The sequence below is a fragment of the Streptomyces sp. NPDC056361 genome (genome assembly GCF_042262805.1).
Lineage (GTDB): Bacteria > Actinomycetota > Actinomycetes > Streptomycetales > Streptomycetaceae > Streptomyces.
This window is the reverse complement of record NZ_JBHJQI010000296.1, coordinates 1-3,128: the sequence shown is the minus strand read 5'-3', so window position 1 is coordinate 3,128 and position 3,128 is coordinate 1. Positions and strand designations below refer to the sequence as shown.

The 3,128-nt window shown below is 77.1% G+C and carries 2 protein-coding genes; one reads left to right on the top strand and one right to left on the bottom strand.

The genetic code is table 11. The features are described from left to right. Positions 1-1,067 (bottom strand): D-alanyl-D-alanine carboxypeptidase family protein (locus ACFCY7_RS40240; RefSeq protein ID WP_376491044.1); only part of this gene is annotated, 1,067 nt, incomplete at its 3' end. A gap of 334 nt (positions 1,068-1,401) precedes the next feature. On the opposite strand from ACFCY7_RS40240, the gene ACFCY7_RS40235 reads away from it, so the two are divergent. Then, positions 1,402-3,128 (top strand): NAD-binding protein (locus ACFCY7_RS40235; protein WP_376491045.1); only part of this gene is annotated, 1,727 nt, incomplete at its 3' end.

Here is a 3,128-nt window from a genome sequence, read left to right as displayed (position 1 = left end):
GGGCCGGCCGCCGGCGCGCCCCGGCCGGCGCCGGCCGCGGCGACGGCGCGGGCGGCGGGCTCGGCCGCGGTCTTCGTCCGCGCGGGGAGGAGCGAGCCCACCGGTCGGACCCGGCCCGCGGCCTCGAAGCCCCAGTCGAGCAGGGAACGGGCCTCCTCGTACACGGCGAGCCCGCCGCCGTCCTGCGGGTTCATCACCGAGACGACGAGGGTCCGGTCGCCGCGCTTGGCCGCGGAGATCAGGGTGTTGCCCGCGTTGCTGGTGTAGCCGTTCTTGATCCCGAGGAGCCCCGGGTAGCGCGCGACCCCGTCCGCGCCGGTCAGCAGGCGGTTGGTGTTGGCGATGCCGTAGGACCAGGTGCCCGCGGGGAAGTCGGCGTACGACGTCGAGCAGTACCGGGTGAACTCCGGGTCCTGGAGCCCGGTCCGGCCGAAGAGCGCCAGGTCGTACGCGGAGGACACCTGCTCCGGGGCGTCGTAGCCGTCCGGGGAGACCACGTGGGTGTCCCGGGCCCCGAGGGACCTGGCCTTCTCCTGCATCTGGCGGACCATGGAGTCCCAGCCGCCGTTCATCGCGGCCAGGACGTGGACCGCGTCGTTGCCCGAGCTGAGGAAGACCCCGTTCCACAGGTCCGAGACCTTGTACGTGTACCCCTCCTTCACGCCGACGAGGCTGCTGCCCGCCCCGATCCCGGTCAGCTCGGCGTCGGCGACGGTGTGCCGCTCGGAGGGGGCGTGGTGGGGGAGCGCGGTGAGGGCGAACAGCGCCTTGAGGGTGCTGGCCGGCGGCAGCCTCCGGTGCGCGTTCCGGGCGGCGAGCACCTCGCCCGACGAGGCGTCCGCGACCACCCACGAGAGCGCCGACAGCGAGGGCACCTCGGGCGCGCCCGGCAGGGGCTGCACCTGGGTGCCCTGCCGGTCGAGCCGGGCGGGGTCGACGTACTGCCGGGCGGGCGGCGTGGGTTCCCCGACCGAGTCGGTGGCGGCGAAGGCCGCCGGAACCGGCAGGACGAACAGCAGCGCCGCCGTACCGGCGGCAGCATGACGGACAGCTGACATGACGATCATGTCGGTCACCGTAGGAACGCGGTGCCGACCGCGCAGATCGAAGTGCGCCGACCGGCGTAGCGAACGTGCCGTTCGGCGGCGCGTCGTGCCGCCGCCCGGGTGGTGGACGGCCGCCCGGTCCGCTGTCGGTGGCGCAGGGCATCCTTGTGACGTGCCCTCATACCCGCGCCAGAGCAACGCCGTTCCGACCGGGAGCGCGGCGGCCGGCCCGCCCGCCCCTGCCGCCGGGTCCCTCCCCGGGCCCGCCCGTCCCGCGGGCGCGTCCGCCGGAGGGCCGCTCGGCGTGTCCGGCTTCCGGACGGACCGTCAGGACCGGACGGCGCCCGCCGGGCACATGGTCGTGTGCGGCGACGACGCCCTCGCGCACCGCCTCGCGCGCGAACTCCACGAGGTGTACGGGGAGCGGGTCACCCTCCTGGTGCCGGCGCCGCCCGCCGCGCCCGTGACGCCCGCCGGCCGGACCGGCCGGGCGCTGGCCCTGTTCGGGCGGGTGACCGCCGCCGTCACCCGTACCACCGGGGCCGGCGGGGCGGCCGGGAGCGTCGACGGCGGCGAACCGGCCGGCACCCTGCGGGTCGTCGAGTCGGCGGAGGCGGACGACCGGGCCCTGACGGACGCCGGCGTCGAGCGGGCCGCCGCGCTCGCCCTGGTCCACGAGGACGACGAGGCCAACATCCGGGCCGCGCTCACCGCCCGCCGGCTCAACCCCCGGCTGCGGCTCGTCATCCGGCTCTACAACCGCAAGCTGGGACAGCACCTCGAAACCCTCCTCGACCAGGCCGCCGCCGTCGCGGAACCCGGCCTCGACCCCGAGAAGGCCGATGCCGCGACCACGGTCCTCTCCGACGTCGACACCGCGGCCCCCGGGCTCGCCGCGGCCGCCGTCGCGGGCACCAGCAAGGTCGTCCAGGCCGGCGGGCTGCTGTTCCACGCGGTCGACCGGCCGCCCCGCGCAGGGCAGGCGCCCGACCCCGGCCTGTGCACGCTCGCGCTGCTCTCGGCCACGGCGGGCGACCCGGCGGGCTGCGAGGGTTCGGAGCGCAGCGGCGACGACGGCCCCCGGCTCCTCCCGGACGACCGCACGGTGGCCGCCGCGACCGGCCGCGCCGCCGTCACCCTCGAAGCGGTCACGGCGGCCGGCCCGGCCCTTCCGGCGGCCCGCCTGGCCTCCTCGGCGCTGCCCGTCGGCTCGCTGTTCTCCCGTCGGCTGCGCTGGTCGTTCGGCGGCGCGGCGGCGGCCGTCCTCGCGCTGGCCCTCGCCCTCGCCTTCACCACCGGCGACCACCCGCTGCACGCCGCCTATCTGACGCTGCTCGACGTCTTCGCCATCGGCGACCCGGCCGTCGGCGAGCCGGCCGGCCGCCAGCTGCTCCAGATCCTCGCCGGGTTCGTCGGCCTGCTCCTGCTGCCGGTGATCGTCGCCGCCCTCCTCGAAGGGCTCGGCACCTTCCGCACGGCGACCACCCTGCGCCGGCCGCCGCGCGGCCTCTCCGGCCACGTGGTCCTCCTCGGCCTCGGCAAGGTCGGCACCCGGGTCCTGGCCCGGCTCCGCCGGCTCGGGATCCCCGTGGTCTGCGTCGAGTCCGACCCGGAGGCCCGCGGCATCGCCGTCGCCCGCCGACTGCGCGTGCCCACCGTCGTCGGCGACGTCACGGAGGAAGGCGTCCTGGAGGCCGCCCGGATCCACCGCGCCCACGCCCTCCTCGCCCTGACCAGCGTCGACATCACCAACCTCGAGGCGGCGCTCTCCGCCCGCGCCGTCACCCCCGACCTGCGGGTCGTCCTGCGCCTGTACGACGACGACTTCGCCACCGCCGTCTTCCGCACCCTGCGCACCGCCCACCCGACGGCCGTCACCCGCAGCCGCAGCGTCTCCCACCTCGCCGCGCCCGCCTTCGCCGGGGCCATGATGGGCCGCCAGGTCCTGGGCGCCGTGCCCGTCGAGCGCCGGGTGCTGCTCTTCGCCGCCGTGGACGTCGCCGCCCATCCCCTCCTGGACGGCCGCACGGTCGCCGACGCGTTCGTCCCCGGCGCCTGGCGGGTCATCGCCCTCGACGGCGC